We start from the raw sequence: 18,277 nt of genomic DNA, 5'->3' as shown, positions 1-18,277 counted from the left end.
GCACGGGTGTCGGTAAACCGGTGATGTGTGCGGGTCTAGTCTCGAACCATGACGGTGTACGGAAACTTCCCTGGCTCCCGCCCCCGGCGGCTGCGGACGACCCCGGCGATGCGCCGGATGGTCGCCGAGACGCGGCTGGACGCGGCGGATCTGATCCTGCCCGCGTTCGTGCGCGAGGGCATCGACGCCCCGGTCGCGATCTCGACCATGCCCGGTGTGGTGCAGCACACCCTGGACACCCTGCGGAAGGCCGCGGTGGACGCGGTGTCGGCGGGGGTCTCCGGGATCATGCTGTTCGGGGTTCCGGCGGACGAGAAGAAGGACGGCCGGGGCACGGCGGGCACCGACCCGGACGGCATCCTCCAGGCGGGGCTGCGGGCGGTGCGCGAGGAGGTCGGTGACGACCTCGTCGTGATGTCGGACCTGTGCCTGGACGAGTACACCGACCACGGGCACTGCGGGGTGCTGACCGAGGACGGCCGGGTCGACAACGACGCGACGCTGGAGCGGTACGCGGAGATGGCCCAGGTCCAGGCCGACGCGGGCGCCCATGTGGTGGGGCCGAGCGGGATGATGGACGGCCAGGTCGGCGTCATCCGGGACGCGCTGGACCAGACGGGCCACGAGGACGTGTCGATCCTCGCGTACACCGTGAAGTACGCCTCGGCGTTCTACGGGCCGTTCCGCGAGGCGGTGGGCTCCTCGCTCAGGGGCGACCGCAGGACGTACCAGCAGGATCCGGCGAACGCCCGGGAGTCGATGCGGGAGCTGGCGCTGGACCTGGCGGAGGGCGCGGACATGGTCATGGTCAAGCCGGCCGGTCCGTACCTCGACATCCTGGCGAAGGTCGCCGACGCGGTGGACGTGCCGGTGGCCGCGTACCAGATCAGCGGTGAGTACGCGATGGTCGAGGCGGCCGCGGAGAAGGGCTGGATCGACCGGGACGCGGCGATCATGGAGAGCCTGACGGGGATCCGGCGCGCGGGCGCGCAGATGATCCTCACGTACTGGGCGACGGAGGTCGCGCAGCGGCTGGCCCGGGGCTGATCCGGAGCCGGTCCGGGAGTGGTGACGGCCGGGGGCCGTCGCGGTACGGGAGTGCCGCGGCGGCCCCCGTGCGCGTGTGGTCCCCGTGCGCGTGCGTGGGCCTTGGTTTGGTCCGGTCCGGGGGGGTCAGTCGGCCGGGTCCTGTCGGGCCGGGGGCGGTGCGGGGGCGGTGCGGAGGACCTCTCGGGCCTGTTCGGCGGCGCGGGTGATGCTCTCGCTGATGAAGTCGAGGAAGCGGGCGATGTTCTCCAGGCGGGCGGCGGCGGGGGTGTCGGCGCCGAGGACGGCGGCGCCCCGGCGCGCGGTCTCGACGAGCTGGTCGTTGGCGCGGGCGCTGGCGATCGTCGCCTGGTAGAAGAGGTCGTCGTCGACGACGTAGCGGTCGCGGCGGCGGTCGTCGCGTTCCCGCCGGACGAGGCTCTGGCCCTCCAGGAAGGCGATCGCCTTGGAGACGGAGGCGGGGCTGACCCGGAGGCGCTGGACCAGCTCGGAGGCGGTGAGGCTGCCCGAGTCGGTGGTGTACAGGCAGGTCAGGACGCGGGCCGCCATCCTGTTCAGGCCGGAGCCCATGAGGACGGTGGCGAACACCTCCTCGTAGGCGGCCACGGCTCCGGTGTCGCGGCCGTCCGGGTGGGGGGCGGACTCCGGCCCCCGGGCGGTGCCGGGCCTGCGTCGGTGGGCGCGGTGTTCGGTGGCGCGGTGGGCCAGGTCGGCGCGGTAGGCGGTGGGGCCGCCGTTGCGCATCACCTCGCGCGTGACCGTCGAGGTCGGGCGGCCGAGGCGACGGGCGATCTCGGCGTAGGGGAGGCTGTCGGCCAGTCCCAGCGCGATCTGCTGGCGTTCCTGCTGGGTGAGTCTGCCTCCCGGCATCGCGGTCTCCTCGGTGGTCTCGGTGGTCACGGGGCGGTCCCTCTCCTGACCGTCCGACCTTAGCGTTCACCTCCTTTCCATTGCAACGAGCCGGGTCGCCTCGTTGCGTTGTCGTTCAGGATCGTTGCAACAATTGAACCGCTCTGAGCTGCATAAATGCCGATCCATCGCAATGAAAGCGTTGTCGTGATCTGGAAAGCAACGTAGCGTTTCTGTTGTCGGAAACAAAACGAGCGCAGGAGAGCACCATGCAGAAGTTCGACACTCCCGCCCCGGTCTCCGCCGTCCTGGACATCCCCGCCGGGAGCGTCCGGTTCATCGCCGCAGACCGTGCCGACACCACCGTCGAGATCCGGCCCGCCGACGCCTCCAAGGGCCGCGACGCCAAGGCCGTCGAGCGGATCGCGGTCTCGTACGCCGACGGTGTCCTGCGGATCGCGGCCGACGCCCCCGGCGGTCGGCTCTCCGGGCCCTCGGGGGCCGTGGAGATCACCGTCCGGCTGCCCGCCGGCTCCCGCGTGGAGGGGCGGGCCGACAGCGCCGAGCCCCGGGGTGTCGGCCGTCTCGGCGACGTCGTCTTCGAGGGCGCGTACCGCCGGGTCAGGATCGACGAGGCCGCGAGCCTGCGCCTCACCGCGATCGACGGGGACGTCGAGGTCGGCCGGCTGGGCGGCCCCGCGGAGATCAGCACCGAGCGGGGCCGTATCGAGGTCGCCGAGGCCGTACGCGGCACGGTCGTACTCCGCACCCGGTCCGGTGACATCTCGGTCCGCGCCGCCGCGGGGGTCTCGGCCACCCTCGACGCCGGTACGGACCACGGCCGCGTCGACAACGCCCTGCGGAACGACGGCACCGCCGGACTCGACATCCGCGCCACCACCTCGCACGGCGACATCACCGCCCGCAGCCTCTGACCGACCAGCACCGACGACCGGACCCATGTGACCAGGGGGGAACCCATGAGGGAAGACGGCCCGCACACCAACCGCACGCCCATGAACAGCACACCCACGAACGGCGCGCCCGGCAACAGCGCACGGTGGACCGGCATGGTGCCGGTCGACGACACGGCCCTGGCCGTCACCGACACCGGCGGCCCCGGAACCCCCGTGATCTACCTCAACGGCCAGTTCGCCACCCAGGGCTACTGGCGCCGCGTCCTCGCCGAACTGGGAACCGAATGGCGCCACATCACCTACGACGAACGGGCGCGCGGCAGGAAGTCGAAGCGCTCGGCGGACTACTCCTTCGAGGCGGCCGTCCGGGACGTCGACGCCGTACTGGAGGCCCGGGGCGTGGACCGGGCGCTGGTGGTGGGCTGGTCCTACGGGGCGTTCGTCGGGGCGCACTGGGCGGCGCGCAATCCGGAGCGCGCGCTGGGCGCGGTCCTGGTCGACGGCGCGTTCCCGTACGACTGGCTCGACGAGGCGATGGAGCTGCGCATGCGGAAGATGTTCCGGCGGATGGGCTGGTTCCTGCCGCTGCTGCGCCCGACTGGCCTGGCCCCGCGCATGTCCGCCGAGCAGCAGGCCGAGAGCAACATCGAGCTGGGCCGGATCTCCCGTGCGAGCGAACTGGGCCCCGTGCTCGCCGGCATCACCGTTCCGGTGCGCTACGTGGTCGCCTCCGGCACGTCGCTCGGAAGCCGGGACGACGAGCAGGAGCGGATACGCACCAGTCTCGACGGGGTGACCGCCCGCAACCCGCGCATCCGGGTCGGCGCGAAGGTCCCCAGCAACCACGGCGCGATCCTCCGGAAGGACTTCCGGGCGATCGCCGGGTCCGTGCGCGAGATCGCCGCCCTGGACGGCGGGGGAAGCTGAACCGGCGACGGCGACGGCGACGGCGACGGCGACGGCGACAGCGACGATGACGGGGCCGGGCTACGCCGCGCCGTCCGGGCCCGCCTCGGCGAGGGCGCTGCGGGCGGCGGCGCGTACGAGGGGGTCGTCGCCCGCCTCCGCGGCGGCGGTCAGCGCCCGGCGGACCGCCGGGGCGTCGGCGTAGGGGCCGAGGGCCATGGCGGCGTACTGGCGGACCAGGTCCTCCTCCGGGTCGTCGAGCGCGGCGAGCAGGGCCCGGCCGGCTTCGCGGCGGACCTCGGGGTCGGCCGGGGGCCACAGGCGCAGCAGGGTGGCGGCCTCCGTGCGGGCGAGGTCGTACTCCTCGGGGTCGGCGACGACGCCGATCAGGAACGGTTCGGCGCCCGGGTCGCCGTCCAGCTCGGCGATGATCGCGCGTCTGCGGTCGTCGTCGGCGGGCAGGGCGCGGAACTCGGCCACGAGGGCGGCGAGTTCGCCGGGGGTCCGGGTCATGGTGCGCCTTTCGGTCAGGGTGTGGTGGATCGCGGTGACGGGTGGTGCCCGGTCAGGGCCAGTCGATCAAGGCCGTGAACACGACCCAGGCGACGAACACCGTGACGGGCGCGAGCACGGCGAGGACCGTCCCCGCCGCCGGTCTGCGGAAGGCGCCCACCCAGCTCGCCACCAGTAGGACACCGGCGAGCCCCAGCAGGACGCAGAGCGCCGTCCAGGCGGGCCCGAAGCTGGCGTCGAACCGGTGGGCGACCGTTTCCGTGCAGGAGTCGCAGGCCATGGGGGAGAGCCCGCCGTAGACCAGGACGAGCAGGCCGAGCGGGAGCGTCGCGAGCGTCGAGATCAGCGAGCCGATCCAGACGCGCGAGGGGCGGTCGGGTGCGGCGGCGCCGGCCATGGCTTCGGTCACGTCTTCGGTCATGTGTACGAGTCAACTCCGTGGCCCGGGGCGCCGCATGAGTGCGCGTACTCAGTCCGCCGGTGAGTCTGGCGGGTCGGTCAGTCCCACCAGAAGGACCAGATCTCCTGCCCGAGCACGGACTTCTCCGCGTAGGCGTCGAGGTCGTACGGCGGGTTCTGGTCGATGTTGTCGGGGCAGAAGGCGTAGTGCTCGGCGGCGACCGCCCGCGCCTCGGCGAGGGTGGTGGGCGGGCGGGAGACCGTGACGGTCAGGGTGTCGAAGCCGAGCACGACGACGCGGATGCCGTAGCGGTCCTCCCAGGAGCGGAGCACGGCGCTGATCCGGCCGGTGTCCTCCTCGTAGTTGAGCGGGCCGGACCAGCCGATGGCCGCCGGGATGTCCGCGCTGCGGCGGGCCGGGACGAGCGCGGCCCGCGATCCGGGGTACCAGCCGTCCGGGCCGACGCACTCCTCCGCGATGGCCGCCGCCAGGTCGTCGGGGGTGTCGAGCCCCTCGGCGGCCGGTACGGGGGCCAGGCCCGGCCAGTCGCCCTCGGCGGCGTCGATCTCCTCGGGGGCGTTGTCCTGCCAGTACCCGGCGAGGATCTCCTCCGCGTCGTGGTCGCCGGGGTAGGAGGTGTCCTCCGGCATCAGGTCCCACTCGGCGGGCCACTGGCCGCGCCGCCCGCCGTCGATCAGGACCGGGAGCAGTCCCACGGGCCGTCCGGCCGCCCGCAGTTCCCGCCAGTCGCCGTGGGCGGCGGGCTCGTCGGCGCACCAGAGCAGGGGCTCGTGCCAGGTGCCGTCGCAGGTGGTGTCGATCGTCGAGCCGGGCGGGAGCCGGAGCCCCGAATCGGCCGGGGACACCAGCGGGTTGGGAAGGTTCGCCATGGTGGTGAGCGTACGGGGCCCCACTGACAGCCGGCCGCCCGGAGCGGCGCGCCGGGGTCTCACCCCGGACGCCCCGCCCCGGACGGCCCGGGATCAGGCGCGCTTCGAACGGCGGCGGGCGGCGACGGTCAGGCCCGCACCTGCGGCGAGGACGACGACGGTGCCGATGACCAGCGGGATCGTGCCGCTGCTGCCGGTGGAGGCGAGGTCACCGTCCGCCTTGCCGCCCGGGGCGCTGTCCGAGGGGCCCGGGGTGCCCGGGACCGCGGGGCTGGACGTGCCCGGGGTCGGGGTGCCGCTCGCGGGCGGGGTGGCCGGGGCGGACGGCGTCGAGGTGGTGGGCGGGGTGGTGGAGGGGGTGGTGCTCGGGGTGGCGGGCGGCGGGGTCTCGCCGGTCTCCGGGAGGCAGCCGCTGAACGGGAAGTGGTGGGTCTCGGCGCCGCCGGTGCCGTGCAGCGAGGCGACCCAGACGGAGCCGTTGACCGGGGCGCCGCTGCCCAGCTCCAGGTGGGCGTTGGGGGCGAGGACGCTGCCCGGCCAGGCGGCGCCGCTGTGCTTGGTGACGGTGCGGGCGTCCGGGAAGTTCCACAGGAGGCGGGCGCGGACCTTGCCGCCGGAGGCGCTCTGGAGCTTGTCGTCGAGGACGAAGTCCTGGCCGCCGGAGAGGAAGAACCCGGTGGTGCCGGCCTGCGCCATGTCGTAGTCGCGGCCGCTGACGTTGACGACGCTGGTGGCGCCCGCCGGAACCTTCAGGAAGACCTCCTTGGCCTTCTCCAGCTGGGCGGTGGTCACCTTGAAGATGTTGCGGGAGGAGTTGGTGCCCTCCAGGGTGAGGCGGTTGCCGCTGGCCTCCACGCGGGTGCCGTCGGTGGCGGCCTCGGAGCCCAGCGCGGTGGAGTAGGCGCGGAGCTTGCCGAACTCGGCGTCGAAGTCGATGAGTCCGGCGTTCTTGCTGACGCTGCCCGCGTGCATTTCGAGGGCGCGGTCGCGGATGTCGCCGCCGACGACGGCGTTGCCCTTCATCACGGCGGTGACGGAGTTGCCGTTGAGCAGGTCGCCCCGGACGACCAGCGATGCGCGGCCCGGCAGGGCGTCGACCTCGGCGGCGGAGAGCTCGTTGGCGACGCTGAAGCCGCCCCGGAAGTCGGCGTTGCCGCCCACGGCCACCGCGCCCTCGGCGTCGGGGGTGTGGACGTCGTCGCCGAGGACGAACTCGCCGTACTTCCCGGCGACGGAGAAGGCGTCGTTGGTGCACGAGGCCGAATCGGCCGGGGCGGCCTGGACGGCCGGGGCGACCGTCAGACCGAGGACAAGGGCTCCGCCGAGCGTGGCGGCTGCGGCGGCTGCGGATATGCGCATGGGGGTTCGTTCTCCCGCGAAGGTGGTCGTATGGCCATCTGTGACGACTTTGGCCATGCTTTTCATACCTCGAAAGATTGGTCAAGACCAATGCGGGTAACGGTACGGATCAGCGGGGCCGAGGACGAACTCGCCGAGCGGCGGGGGGAGGTGATCCTGTCGCGGGCGGCGTGCAGAATGCCCCGTATGCCGATACAGAACGATGTGCGACCGGCCGTGGCCGAGGACGCCGAGCGGATCGCCGCCACTCTGACGCGTGCCTTCGACGACGACCCGATGATGACCTGGTTCTTCCCCGACGAGCGGTCCCGGGCGGCGGGCCTGGCCCGGTACTTCACCACGATCTTCACCCGGCAGTACGGCCCGTACGGGATGTGTGAGCGCACCGACGACGCGGCGGCGTTCTGGGTGCCACCGGAGGCGCAGGACAAGGTCGTTCCGGACGCGACGACGCTGGGCGAGCTGGCCGATGTCCTCGGCGACCGGGCCGAACTGTTCCGCGAGGCCGTTGCCCTGGCGGCCGAACACGGGCCGAAGGAACCGCACTGGTACCTGGCGGTGGTCGGCGCCGATCCGGCGGCCCGGGGGAAGGGGCACGGCGCGGCCCTGCTGCGGTCCGGGCTGGAGCGGGCGGACGCGGCGGGCCTGCCCGTCTACCTGGAGTCGTCCAAGGAGGCCAACGTCCCCTTCTACGAGCACTTCGGCTTCACCGTGCTCGCGGAGGCCGGGCTTCCGCACGGCGGCCCGCCGGTCTGGGCGATGCGCCGGGCGCCCCGCCCCGCGACCGCCGTCTGACACGGCGTACGGGACGGGACGCCACGGACCGGGCCCGGCCGACCGGGCCCGGGTTCGGGTTCGGCCGGTCGGAACCGGCGTCGGTTACGGCTGTGCGTGGGCGGTGACGAAGACGGCGCGCGCCGGGGTGCCGTCCGGTCGGAGCGCGTCGGCGGTGATCTCGCCGAGCGCCTCCGTGTCGCTCTCCTCGCCGGGGCCGAGCACACGCTGGACGCGCAGGATCAGCGGACCGCCGCCGGAGGCGGTGGTGAGGGTGATGTCCGTGCCGTGCGGGGCGTCGGTGACGGACGTGACGGAGGTGACGGTGGGCCCGGCCGCGTCGCGCTGTCCGGTGAACCGGGCGGTGACGGACGGGTCGGGGGTGTCGCTGACGCGCTGCATCTGCGGTTCGGCCTCGCCGAGCAGGAGCGCGTACAACTGGGCTGCCACAACCGGGTCGTGCGCCCCGTCGTAGACCCAGCGGTCGCCGAGGACACCGTGCTCGGTGGTGCCGATGAGGGCGTGATCGGCGCCGGGAAGCGGTGCGCCCCGGTAGGTCAGCGGCACGTGGTACGAGACCGGCTCGGGCCCCGAGGTGTCGGTGACCACCATGAACTCGATCCCCACCTCGCCCGCCGGGTCGTCGAGCCGGAATCCGCCGGTCCTGTCCAGCTCGGGCCGCTGTCCCTCGGCACCGGCGTACCAGGGCTGCGCGGGCAGCCAGGGGGTGAGGAGTTCGAGCTTGGTGGGCTTCAGGGTGGTGCGGTGGATCACTGACATCGTGGCGCCGTCTCTCCCTCGGGGTGGTCTCAGCCAGTGTGCCGCTCGGCGGCGGCGTATCCGGCGAAGGACGTCCAGGCGGTGGGGCCGACGGTGAAGGTGGGGCCGTCGGGGTTCTTGGAGTCGCGGATGTGGACGGCGGCGGTGCACGCGGCGACCTCGACGCAGGCTTCGAGCTGATCGCCGCTGTGGCTCGACTTCTGCCAGTGATAGCCGACCTCGACGCAGGCGCCACCCTCGTCGCTGCTGTAGCTCGACTTCCGCCATTCGTAGGCGACTTCGAGGCACGCACCGCCCTCGCTGCCGCTGTAGCTGGACTTGAACCACTCAAGTGCGGTGCTCATTGCTCTCCCAGCAAGCGTTTCAACAGGCGCCTGGTGTCTTCGGGGGTGAGCGCCTGGGTTCGCAGCATCGCATATTTCTGGGAGAGGATGCTGATCTCGTCGGGGTCGGAGACCAGCAGGCTGCCGCGTTGTGTTTCGGAGTAGGCGAGGCGTTGGAAGTCCGGTGTCTCCAGCAGAATGAAGGGGCCTGCGAGGCCTGCGTGAGTGCGGTGACTCAAGGGCAGGACCTGGAGACATACACCGGGGAGATCGGCGCACTCCAGCAGGTGCCGCAGTTGTTCCGCATGCGCCTCGTCGTCGGTGAGTTGGAGGCTCAGGACCGGCTCCCAGACGACGAAACTAAGGGTTGGCGGCGACGGCCGATGCAGGATCTCCTGGCGTTTGAGCCGGGTCTCCGTTTGGAACGCCACCTCGGCCTCGCTGAAGGTTGGAATCCGGTTACGGAAGAGCGTCTCCGCGTAGCGCGGCGTCTGGAGGAGCCCCGGCATGACCTGGTTGTCGTACCAGGACAGGGTCAGCGCATCCAGCTCCAGTTCCAGGTACTCGTCCGCCCACTGCGGAATGAGGTCGATCTCCGGCAGCTCCTCGATGGCCACCGCCAACGCACCGCCCGTCCCCAGCACTTCGTCGACCTTGACGGCCAGCGAACGCAACAGGACGCGCCGCCCCTGCTCGATGGAGGAGATCGTCTCCGGATGGTGGCCGGTCATCTCGGCCAACTGGACCTGCGTGACGTCGATCCGGTCGCGGTAGAAGGCCATCAGCCGTCCCACCATCTTCATGGCCGACGCGTTCTTGCGCTTCCGCTTACTGGGGTGCATACCGAGCGAACTTCCACCCGCGCGCCCGCGTCACGCGCGCACGACCCGTACAAAAAATCTGTACGGGTCCGGGCGCAGGCTCAGGAGCGCTCGGACAGGTTCCAGGCGGCGGCCTCCCGGACCGACTCGTCCCGGTCCCCGGCGAGGCGTTGGAGCAGGTCGGCGGTGCCGGGGGTGGTCCATCTCGCGACGGCCCAGACGAGGGCCCGGCGCACCTCCCGGTCCGGGTGGTCCGCGAGGTGGGCCAGTCGGTCGACCGGGCCGCGCCGCCGCAGCCCGAACCAGTCGAGGGTCCGGGTGAGCTGTTCCGGGTCGCCCGGGGTGCCCGCCGCGGCGATCTGCCGGAGGAGGACCGGGGCGGCGGGCGGCGGGCCGTCCAGGGGGTGCGGGCGGCGCTCCCGCAGGCGCCGCGACCCGTACTCGCCCCGTACCCGGCAACCGGCGCAGGTGCAGGGGGTCGTGCCGTGCGCGTCCGGGAAGTACCGCCAGCCGGTGACCTGGCGGACCGGGCGGACGCTGTGCACCTCGCCCTTGGCGGCCGACCGGGGGACGAACACCTCCCAGCCGCGCGGATCGTCCAGCGCGCCGATCCGGCGTACCGCCTCGGCGGCCGTGACGTGCCTGGGCTCCTGGTGGTAGCGGCCCACCGTCACCGGCTCGTCGTCCGGGAGCCGCAGATGCACGGCGACCAGCCCCCTCGGCCCACTGCGCCGCGACAGCTCGCGCAACCACTGGTGCGTGAGGGTGTACGAGGGGAGTACGGGAAAGCAGTAGAGGCCCCGCGACCGGTCCGCGTCGCGTCCGTGGCTGACGGCCCTCACCCCGGAGCGGCGGATGCGCGCCGCGTTCGCGGAGGCTGTCAGGTGCACGAACATCGCCATGCGGCCGATGTTAGCTCCCGTGTTCGACGGGTGCGGGGCCTTTGCTGCGTTGCCGTTTCCCCTGCTTCTCCGGCGGGTCAGAAGGTGAGGGCGTCCGCCATGTCGGCCTGCCAGTAGGTGACGAAGCCGTTGTCGGCCCAGGTGGTGCCCGCGGGGAGGGTCAGCTCGGCGGGGGAGCCGACGGAGCCCTGGTTGGCCCGGCCCGTGAAGTACACCGAGAGGTGGTTGGACTTGTGCTGCTCCTGGCCGTCGGGCTCCCCGGCCAGACCGATGGCGGCGTACCCGGACTGGCCCGGCGCGAGGGTCACCACGGCCTGCGGCTTGCTGCTCTCCAGCACCGGGAACGCCGACTGGGCGTTGTCGAAGCGGAGGCCCGGCGCGTAGTACGCGAAGCAGGGCGCGGTGCCGGTGTTGGTGGCGGTGAGCAGCAGGTGGTTGATGGGCCGGCTCACCTGGGTGACGGTGACCTTGGTGTTGGCGCCGGTGCAGGTGACGGGGGACTTGCTGGTGGAGCCTCCGCCGTTGCCGCCGCCCTTGGAGGAGGCGTTCCCGGCCGACGAGTTGGAGGTGCCGTTGGAGTTGCCCTCGGAGCTTCCCTTGGCGGCGCCCTCGGAGCTTCCTTCGGAGGCGCCCTTGGCGCCCTCGGTGTCCTGGTCGGTCTTCGGGGCACCGGTGTTGCTCTCGGACGCGGCCGGGGCGGACTCGCCCGCCTTCTTGCCGTTGTCCGTGACGTCGTCCGCGTTGCAGGCGGTGAGCGAGAGGGCGGCCAGGAGGGCGGTCGCGGCGAGGGTGGTGGTGCGGAGGTGCTTGCGCATGGTGGTGGTACTCCCCGTGTGTACAGGTGCGGTTTCTGGGTCAGTTGTGGCAGATCAGGACCATGACGATCGCGGTGGACACGATCACCACGCCGATGGCCACGGCATCGACGATCTCGATGCGGAAGTTCATTCGCACTGCGTCGTCCCTGGTGGTCGCTGCGGTGTGTCATCAGGTTGCGGGGCGGCGGATTCCGGCCGCAACGCCGAACGGGCCATTGGGGATGCTGGAACGGCTGCGCGTACTGTGACCTGGGCAGATTCCACGTCCCTGGAACGGCGTTCCGGGACGGACCAGGAGGGGGAACGCCGAGGTGGCGACGCCGGAAGCCGGGGAATTCGCGGCTCTGCTGAAGGAACTGAAGGATCGTTCGGGGCGCAGCTACGGGGTTCTCGCCGGAAGACTGCACGTCTCCACGTCGACCCTGCACAGGTACTGCAACGGGGACGCGGTGCCGAACGAGTACGCGCCGGTGGAGCGGCTGGGGCGGTTGTGCGGGGCGAGCCCCGAGGAGCTGGTGGAACTGCACCGGCGGTGGATCGTGGCGGACGCGGCGCGTCGGCGCCCGGCCGCGGCGGGCGAACCCGCACCCGCGCCCGCGCCTGTGCCCGTGCCCGTTTCCGTGCCGGAGCCGGAGCCGGAGTCGGAGTCGGCCCCCGAGCCGGAGCCCGAGGCCAAGGCTGCACCCGTCCCCGTATCCGCATCCGATGACGCGCACGCGCCCGAGGACGTGACCGGGGGCCCGGCGCCCGTCCGGCCGCGCAGGGTGTTCCCGGCCTCCCGGCGGACCCGGGTGCTGCTCGCCGCCGCCGCTGTCGTCGCGCTGACCGTGCCCACGTCGATCGTGGTGAGCAGGCTGACCGCCGACCGCTCCGACGAGTGGAGCAACGCCCCTGCCGTGGCGGCCAAGGACGGGGACGAGCCCGAGGAGACCACCGCGGGCACCACCGCCTCGCCGGACCGGGCGAAGAAGTCCGCGAGCTCCTCCCCGTCCGGCTCGGCCGACGCCTCGTCACCGGCGCCGGGCGGTTCCGCGAGCGCGACGGCCGGACGTGGCGGGTCCAAGCCGGCGGTCGTTGGGACCCCGCTGAGCGCCACGATCAGCTCGTACAACTGGGAGGAGCCCTGCGGCCAGTACTACGTCCTCGACCAGAAACCGGAGGATGTGCCTCCGCCGCCCGCGCCGCAGAGCACCCGGGGCTGGGCGAGGGCGCTGGGCGGGGTGGGCGGCGGCAGCATGCAGCTCGAAGTCACCGTGCAGGGGAAGTCGGAACAGGCCGTCGTGATCAAGCGCATCCATGTGCGGACGGTCTCCCGGAAGGCGCCGCTGCCCTGGTCCGCGTACTCGATGGGGGAGGGCTGCGGAAGCGGCATCACCCCGCAGTCCTTCGACGTCGACCTCGACGACAACCTGCCGGTGCTGCGGCCGGTCGCCGGGGAGAAGGAGGGCGAGCGGGTGCCGCCGAAGAACTTCCCGTTCCGGGTGTCCTCCACCGATGTGGAGGTCTTCGACCTCAAGGTCCACGTCGAGGGCCACGACGTCGGCTGGTTCCTGGAGCTGGAGTGGAGCAGCGGCGGCCGCACGGGGCTGCTCCGCATCGACGACGCCGGCAAGCCGTTCCGGACCAGCAGCATCCAGGCCCGGCCGACGTACATGTACCGGTACGACACGGCCCAGTGGGTGACCAAGGAGAAGGAGTAGGACCTTAGGACCGGGGTCCTTCCCTGGTCACGGCCACCGGGCCGGGACGTACGCGGGTGTGCCGGGTGCGGCGGGTGCGATCAGAGGCGCTCGGGCGTCCGGATGCCGAGCAGCTCCATGCCCTGGTGGAGGGTGCGGGCGGTGAGGTCCGAGAGGAAGAGGCGGTTCTCGGCGACATCGCCGGGGACCTCGGCCTTCAGGACCGGGCACTGGTCGTAGAACGTCGTGAACAGCGAGGAGAGCTGGTACAGGTACGAGGCCAGCTTGTGCGGCTCGTACGCGGCGGCGACCTCGGTCACGACCTCGGCGAACTGGTCCAGGTGCAGGGCCAGGGCGCGCTCGGCCGGGGCCAGCTCCAGCTCCGGGTGGGGCCGGGAGGCCAGCTCGCCCGCCTTGCGCTTGATCGAGCGGGACCGGGCGTGCGCGTACTGGATGTACACGCTGGTGTCGCCGGTGAGCGAGACCATCTGGTCCAGGTCGAACTTGTAGTCGCGGGCGGCGGACGTCGACAGGTCCGCGTACTTGACCGCGCCGATGCCGACCTGGGTGGCGCGCTCGGTGATCTCGTCCTCGGTGAGGTCCTTGGCCTTCTCGCGGACGACGGTGGAGGCGCGGTCGATCGCCTCGTCCAGCAGGTCCGCCAGCCGGACCGTCTCGCCCTCACGGGTCTTGAACGGCTTGCCGTCCTTGCCGAGCACGGTGCCGAAGGCGAGGTGCACGGCCTTGACGTCGTCGTTCAGCCAGCCGGCCCGGCGGGCGGTCTCGAAGACCATCTTGAAGTGCAGGGCCTGCCGGGCGTCGACCACGTACAGCAGGGTGGACGCCTTGAGGTGCTGGACCCGGTCGCGGATCGCGGAGAGGTCGGTGGCCGCGTAGCCGAAGCCGCCGTTGGACTTCTGCACGATCAGCGGCACCGGCTCGCCGTCCGTGCCCTTCACGTCGTCGAAGAAGACGCAGAGCGCGCCCTCGGAGCGGACGGCGACCCCCGACTCCTCCAGCAGGCGGGCGGTCTCCTCCAGCATGTCGTTGTAGCCGGACTCGCCGACGATGTCGGGGTCGCTGATCTCCATGTCGAGCTTGTGGAAGACCGAGTAGAAGTAGATCTTCGACTCGTCGACGAACCGCTGCCACATGGCGAGGGTCTCGGCGTCGCCCGCCTGGAGCGCGACGACGCGGTCCCGGGAGCGGGCCTTGAACTCCTCGTCGGAGTCGAAGAGCGCCCGGGACGCCTTGTAGAGCCGGTTCAGCGAGGACATGGCGGCCTCGCCGTCCTCCGTGCCGTCGGTGGTCCGGTGGGACAGCTCGTCGGGGTGCTCGACCAGGTACTGGATGAGCATGCCGAACTGGGTGCCCCAGTCGCCGATGTGGTGCCTGCGGACCACGGACTCGCCGCTGAACTCCAGGATCCGGGCCATCGCGTCGCCGATCACGGCGGACCGGAGGTGGCCGACGTGCATCTCCTTGGCCACGTTGGGCTGGGCGTAGTCGATGACGGTGGTGCCGGCGGCGGCGTTGTACGGCACGCCGAGCCGGTCCGTGTCGTCGGCGGCGCGCGCGGCGAGGGTCTCGACGATCGCCCGGTCGCTGAGCGTGATGTTCAGGAAGCCGGGGCCGGAGACCTCGATCTCCTTGATCAGGCCGCCGTCCGGGCCGGACGGGAGCTCGGCCGTGACCTTGGAGGCCAGCTCGCGGGGGTTGCCCTTGAGCTTCTTGGCGAGGGCCAGGATGCCGTTGGCCTGGAAGTCGGCCCGGTCGCTTCGTCGCAGCAGCGGGTCCGCGGTGCCGGCATCCGGCAGGGCTGCCGTCAGGGCGTCCGCCAGCTGCTGCTGGAGCGAGGAAGCGAGGGAATTGACCGAGGCCATGAGCTGGCTGCCGTTTCCGTAGGAGTACAAGGGATCACAACCAGTATTCCACGGGTGGTAAAGCCGTTTTCGCGCTCCCGGGGGGACCTGGGAGAATGGGCGCAGCCCCTACCAGCGCTACCAGAGAGAAGGACGTGCAGACCGTGGCTCAGAGTCAGAGCAGCACCGAGGCCGACTGGGTCTCCCGCTTCGCGGACGAGGTCATCGCCGAATCGGAGCGTCGTGCGCCTGGCAAACCGGTCGTCGTCGCGTCCGGCCTCTCCCCGTCGGGCCCGATCCACCTGGGCAACCTCCGCGAGGTCATGACCCCGCACCTGGTCGCCGACGAGATCCGCCGCCGCGGGTACACGGTCCGCCACCTGATCTCCTGGGACGACTACGACCGCTACCGCAAGGTGCCGAACGGCGTCCCCGGGGTCGACGAGACCTGGGCCGAGCACATCGGCAAGCCGCTGACCTCGGTGCCCGCCCCCGCCGGGTCCGCGTACCCGAACTGGGCGGAGCACTTCAAGGCCGCGATGACGGCCTCGCTGGACGAGCTGGGCGTCGAGTACGACGGCATCAGCCAGACGGAGCAGTACACGGCCGGTGCCTACCGCGAGCAGATCCTGCACGCGATGAAGCACCGCGCCGACATCGACGCCGTCCTCGACCGGTACCGGACGAAGAAGGACCCGGCCGAGGCCGGTGCCAAGGGCGCCAAGGGCGGCAAGAAGCCGCAGCAGCAGAAGAAGGTCGACGAGGCCGAGCTGGAGGCCGAGGCCGGTTCCGGCGCGGCGAGCGAGGACGACGGCAGCGGCGGCTCGGCCGGCTACTTCCCGTACAAGCCGTACTGCGGCAACTGCGAGAAGGACCTCACCACCGTCACGTCGTACGACGACGACAGCACCGAGCTGAACTACACCTGCACGGCCTGCGGCTTCGCCGAGACGGTCCGGCTGAGCGAGTTCAACCGGGGCAAGCTGGTCTGGAAGGTCGACTGGCCGATGCGCTGGGCCTACGAGGGCGTGATCTTCGAGCCGAGCGGCGTGGACCACTCCTCGCCGGGCTCGTCGTTCGTCGTCGGCGGCCAGATCGTCCGCGAGATCTTCGACGGGGTGCAGCCCATCGGCCCGATGTACGCCTTCGTCGGCATCTCCGGCATGGCGAAGATGTCCTCCAGCAAGGGCGGCGTGCCGACCCCGGCCGACGCGCTGAAGATCATGGAGGCGCCGCTGCTGCGCTGGCTGTACGCGCGCCGTCGGCCCAACCAGTCCTTCAAGATCGCCTTCGACCAGGAGATCCAGCGGCTCTACGACGAGTGGGACTCGCTGACCCGCAAGGTCGCCGACGGCTCGGTGCTGCCGGCCGACGCCGCCGCCTACGCGCGCGCCATCGGCACGGCCGCCGGTGAGCTGCCGAGCACGCCGCGCCCGCTGCCGTACCGCACGCTCGCCTCGGTCGTGGACATCACGGGCGGGCACGACGAGCAGACGCTGCGCATCCTGAGCGAGCTGGACCCGGAGAACCCGCTGACCTCGCTCGACGAGGCCCGGCCCCGGCTGGACCGCGCGGAGAACTGGATCACCACCCAGGTCCCGGCCGACGCCCGCACGATCGTGCGCGCGGAGCCGGACAAGGAGCTGCTCGGCTCCCTGGACGAGCAGGGCCGCGAGTCGCTGCGGCTGCTGCTGGAGGGGCTGGACACGCACTGGTCGCTGGACGGGCTGACCACGCTCGTCTACGGCGTGCCGAAGGTGCTGGAGGGCCTGGAGCCGGACGCCAAGCCGACGCCGGAGCTGAAGGTCGCGCAGCGGGCGTTCTTCGCCCTGCTGTACCGGCTGCTGGTGAGCCGGGAGACCGGGCCGCGGCTGCCCACGCTGCTGCTGGCGGTCGGCGCGGACCGGGTGCGCACGCTGCTGGGCGCGTGACGGAGGGCCCGTCAGGGCTGTTGACGGAGAGCAGTTGACGGAGGGCCGTCGTCCGGGAGTTCCGGGCGGCGGCCCTCCGTCGTCGTACGGTCCGGCACATCGCGGTCTACGCGATGTGGTCCTCCATCAGCTCGTTGTTGAAACGGGCGGAGAACCGGTCCATGTACTGGTTGAGCTTGCGGGACTGGAGGCGCAGCCCGTACGTGGCCTCGACGTTCGCGGCGAAGGCGCCGGGGGTGGGCATGCCCTCGCCGGCGATCGAGTACCGGAACACCTCGTACAGCTCCTCGTCCGAGGGGGTCGCCGTCGGGGTGCCCTCGCCCAGCGGCCGGGTGCCGCCCGCGCCGTTCGGCACCTGGACGTGCGGCTCGGGTTCCAGGGGCGGCTGCTGTTCCTGGGGCTGCTGTGCCGGGGGCTGCTCCTGGACCGGTTCCGGCGCGGGCTCGGGCTCGGCGGCGCGGGGGTGCGGGATCTGCGGTGCCTGGGGCGGTTGGGACTGCTGCGAGGCGGGGTCGTAGTTCGGGTCGTACCCGCCCTGGTACGGCGTGTTCCGGGGCGCGGAGAACCACTGGCTCTGCCCCTCCTGGGCGGGCGGTACCGGTACCGGCGCCTGCGTCTGTACCGGCGCCTGGGCGGCGGCAACCGGTACGGGTTCCTGCGCGGCCACGGCCGGTACGGGTTCCTGCGCGGCCACGGCCGGTGCGGGCGCCACCGCCTGGACGGGCTTGGCCTCCAGTTCCAGCCCCAGCTGCGGCCCCAGCTCCGGCGCGATGGTCATGGGCTGCGGGGGCAGCAGCTGCGGCTCGACACCGGCGGCGGCCAGACCCGCCGCGGCGGTCTCGGCCAGCGGCACCCCGTACTTCGCCAGGCGCAGGGGCATCAGGGACTCGACGGGTGCCCTGCGGCGCCAGTTGCGGCCGAAGCGGGCCTGGAGGCGGGCCTGGTAGACGAGCCGGTCCTGTTCGAGCTTGATGACCTGCTCGTAACTGCGGAGCTCCCAGAGCTTCATCCGCCGCCAGAGCCGGAAGGTCGGTACGGGGGAGAGCAGCCAGCGGGTGAGGCGGACGCCCTCCATGTGCTTGTCGGCGGTGATGTCGGCGATCCGGCCCACCGCGTGGCGGGCGGCCTCGACGGAGACGACGAAGAGCACCGGGATGACGGCGTGCATGCCGACGCCGAGCGGGTCGGGCCAGGCGGCGGCGCCGTTGAAGGCGATCGTCGCGGCGGTCAGCATCCAGGCGGTCTGGCGCAGCAGCGGGAACGGGATGCGCAGCCAGGTCAGCAGCAGGTCGAGGGCGAGCAGGACGCAGATGCCCGCGTCGATGCCGATCGGGAAGACCAGGGAGAAGTCGCCGAAACCTTTCTTCTCGGCGAGCTCGCGCACCGCCGCGTACGATCCCGCGAACCCGATCGCGGCGATCAGCACCGCACCGGCGACCACGAGACCGATGAGTATGCGGTGGGTGCGTGTCAGCTGCATCGCGGCCACCCGCGTTCCCCTCTCCT

At 72.0% G+C, this 18,277-nt stretch carries 18 protein-coding genes; 6 read left to right on the top strand and 12 right to left on the bottom strand.

Annotated elements, in window-relative coordinates; genetic code table 11:
- Window positions 1-48 precede the first annotated feature (48 nt).
- Complete coding sequence (hemB, locus tag ACF08W_RS27930; protein WP_352278480.1) at window positions 49-1,047, top strand: porphobilinogen synthase; 999 nt, start codon at window positions 49-51, stop codon at window positions 1,045-1,047.
- 126 nt (window positions 1,048-1,173) lie between these two features.
- On the opposite strand, the gene ACF08W_RS27925 is transcribed toward hemB, so the two are convergent.
- A complete protein-coding gene (locus ACF08W_RS27925) occupies window positions 1,174-1,917 on the bottom strand; it encodes a helix-turn-helix domain-containing protein (RefSeq protein WP_392280918.1) in 744 nt (247 codons plus the stop codon).
- A 248-nt stretch (window positions 1,918-2,165) separates the two neighbouring features.
- Between ACF08W_RS27925 and ACF08W_RS27920 the strand changes: the two genes are divergently transcribed.
- Window positions 2,166-2,831: a DUF4097 family beta strand repeat-containing protein gene (locus tag ACF08W_RS27920; protein ID WP_392280903.1), complete on the top strand. Its 666-nt coding sequence runs from the start codon at window positions 2,166-2,168 to the stop codon at window positions 2,829-2,831.
- 81 nt (window positions 2,832-2,912) lie between these two features.
- Window positions 2,913-3,740: an alpha/beta fold hydrolase gene (locus ACF08W_RS27915; protein WP_392280902.1), complete on the top strand. Its 828-nt coding sequence runs from the start codon at window positions 2,913-2,915 to the stop codon at window positions 3,738-3,740.
- A gap of 60 nt (window positions 3,741-3,800) precedes the next feature.
- Here ACF08W_RS27915 and ACF08W_RS27910 read toward each other — a convergent pair whose 3' ends face one another.
- From ACF08W_RS27910 to ACF08W_RS27895, 4 genes are all read right to left on the bottom strand, one after another.
- A complete protein-coding gene (locus ACF08W_RS27910; RefSeq protein WP_385214953.1) occupies window positions 3,801-4,232 on the bottom strand; it encodes a hypothetical protein in 432 nt (143 codons plus the stop codon).
- Window positions 4,233-4,284: 52 nt separating this feature from the next.
- Complete coding sequence (locus ACF08W_RS27905; protein WP_392280901.1) at window positions 4,285-4,653, bottom strand: hypothetical protein; 369 nt, start codon at window positions 4,651-4,653, stop codon at window positions 4,285-4,287.
- A 77-nt stretch (window positions 4,654-4,730) separates the two neighbouring features.
- Window positions 4,731-5,522, bottom strand: a complete 792-nt coding sequence (locus tag ACF08W_RS27900) for a DUF4253 domain-containing protein (RefSeq protein ID WP_392280900.1) — start codon at window positions 5,520-5,522, stop codon at window positions 4,731-4,733.
- A gap of 93 nt (window positions 5,523-5,615) precedes the next feature.
- On the bottom strand, window positions 5,616-6,881 hold the full coding sequence (locus ACF08W_RS27895; protein WP_392280899.1) for a choice-of-anchor A family protein: 1,266 nt from the start codon (window positions 6,879-6,881) through the stop codon (window positions 5,616-5,618).
- A 177-nt stretch (window positions 6,882-7,058) separates the two neighbouring features.
- Here ACF08W_RS27895 and ACF08W_RS27890 point away from each other — a divergent pair, with 177 nt between their 5' ends.
- Window positions 7,059-7,676 carry a GNAT family N-acetyltransferase gene (locus tag ACF08W_RS27890; protein WP_392280917.1) on the top strand — a complete coding sequence of 206 codons (618 nt, stop codon included), beginning with the start codon at window positions 7,059-7,061 and terminating at the stop codon, window positions 7,674-7,676.
- Between the two features lie 84 nt (window positions 7,677-7,760).
- Here the strand turns inward: ACF08W_RS27890 and ACF08W_RS27885 are convergent, their stop codons facing one another.
- From ACF08W_RS27885 to ACF08W_RS27865, 5 genes are all read right to left on the bottom strand, one after another.
- A complete protein-coding gene (locus tag ACF08W_RS27885; RefSeq protein ID WP_392280898.1) occupies window positions 7,761-8,435 on the bottom strand; it encodes a 1,4-alpha-glucan branching protein in 675 nt (224 codons plus the stop codon).
- 29 nt (window positions 8,436-8,464) lie between these two features.
- Window positions 8,465-8,779: a DUF397 domain-containing protein gene (locus ACF08W_RS27880; RefSeq protein WP_392280897.1), complete on the bottom strand. Its 315-nt coding sequence runs from the start codon at window positions 8,777-8,779 to the stop codon at window positions 8,465-8,467.
- Window positions 8,776-9,561, bottom strand: a complete 786-nt coding sequence (locus ACF08W_RS27875) for a Scr1 family TA system antitoxin-like transcriptional regulator (RefSeq protein WP_392280896.1) — start codon at window positions 9,559-9,561, stop codon at window positions 8,776-8,778. The genes ACF08W_RS27880 and ACF08W_RS27875 overlap by 4 nt, the downstream gene beginning before the upstream one ends.
- Window positions 9,562-9,680: 119 nt before the next feature.
- A complete protein-coding gene (locus tag ACF08W_RS27870) occupies window positions 9,681-10,481 on the bottom strand; it encodes a HEAT repeat domain-containing protein (protein WP_392280895.1) in 801 nt (266 codons plus the stop codon).
- A 77-nt stretch (window positions 10,482-10,558) separates the two neighbouring features.
- Window positions 10,559-11,296 (bottom strand): DUF4232 domain-containing protein, encoded by a 738-nt coding sequence (locus ACF08W_RS27865; protein ID WP_352278504.1) that lies wholly within the window; start codon window positions 11,294-11,296, stop codon window positions 10,559-10,561.
- A 314-nt stretch (window positions 11,297-11,610) separates the two neighbouring features.
- Between ACF08W_RS27865 and ACF08W_RS27860 the strand changes: the two genes are divergently transcribed.
- Complete coding sequence (locus tag ACF08W_RS27860) at window positions 11,611-12,999, top strand: helix-turn-helix domain-containing protein (protein ID WP_392280894.1); 1,389 nt, start codon at window positions 11,611-11,613, stop codon at window positions 12,997-12,999.
- 80 nt (window positions 13,000-13,079) lie between these two features.
- On the opposite strand, the gene argS is transcribed toward ACF08W_RS27860, so the two are convergent.
- On the bottom strand, window positions 13,080-14,861 hold the full coding sequence (gene argS, locus ACF08W_RS27855) for an arginine--tRNA ligase (protein ID WP_385215027.1): 1,782 nt from the start codon (window positions 14,859-14,861) through the stop codon (window positions 13,080-13,082).
- A gap of 134 nt (window positions 14,862-14,995) precedes the next feature.
- On the opposite strand from argS, the gene lysS reads away from it, so the two are divergent.
- A complete protein-coding gene (gene lysS, locus ACF08W_RS27850) occupies window positions 14,996-16,771 on the top strand; it encodes a lysine--tRNA ligase (RefSeq protein WP_385214932.1) in 1,776 nt (591 codons plus the stop codon).
- Between the two features lie 106 nt (window positions 16,772-16,877).
- Here the strand turns inward: lysS and ACF08W_RS27845 are convergent, their stop codons facing one another.
- Complete coding sequence (locus tag ACF08W_RS27845; RefSeq protein WP_392280893.1) at window positions 16,878-18,251, bottom strand: DUF2637 domain-containing protein; 1,374 nt, start codon at window positions 18,249-18,251, stop codon at window positions 16,878-16,880.
- Window positions 18,252-18,277: the final 26 nt, after the last annotated feature.

The organism is Streptomyces sp. NPDC015144 (genome assembly GCF_043079735.1).
GTDB lineage: Bacteria > Actinomycetota > Actinomycetes > Streptomycetales > Streptomycetaceae > Streptomyces.
The sequence above is the reverse complement of the archived record's forward strand: the minus strand, read 5'-3'. Positions and strand labels throughout refer to the sequence as shown.